Annotated in this window: 1 protein-coding gene; it reads right to left on the minus strand. The window is 49.0% G+C overall.

Annotation, left to right across the window (positions count from 1 at the left end):
- Positions 1–682: NADP-dependent oxidoreductase (locus R7Q48_RS27740; protein ID WP_318133495.1), on the minus strand; the 682-nt coding region annotated here is incomplete at both ends.

Genomic DNA, 682 nt, shown 5'->3' on the forward strand with positions numbered 1-682 from the left:
TTCGTCAGTAGCTTACCCATTAGCAGAGGTAGATGGTCTGTGCCTTCAGGCAATTCTGTTGCGTTGTATTGAGAAATCAATCCACATAAAGGGATACGTGCACTGGTATTGAGGAGTGGCATGACAGCTTCGAATACTTTGCCGCCCACGTTTTCAAAGTAAACATCGATGCCGTTGTAGCATGCATCTTTCAATTGTTGTTCGAAATCATCTGCTTTGTGATCGATACACTCATCAAAGCCTAAAACCTCTTTTGCGTAGCGACATTTTTCTTCGCCACCGGCGATACCAACTACGCGGCAGCCTTTGATTTTACCGATTTGACCAACTGTCGCGCCGACAGGGCCCGTTGCCGCAGCAACTACAATGGTTTCACCTGGTTTTGGCTGGCCAATATCCAACAAACCCATGTATGCGGTAAAGCCAGGCATGCCTGCAACACCCAGAGCGTATGATGGGTTTTGTGGCTCTTTGCCCAATTTAATCACCATCTCTCCGGTAGAAATTGCGTAGTCTTGCCAACCCACGGTGTACGCAAGTACCCATTCACCCGCCTCATAGTCCGGGTGGTTGGATGCTTCTACCTGACAAACGGTGCCGCCAATCATCACATCGTCTAGCGCTACTGGTTCTGCATAAGATTCTGCATCGCTCATGCGACCGCGCATGTATGGATCTAGAG

The sequence above is a fragment of the Vibrio sp. 378 genome (assembly GCF_033339435.1).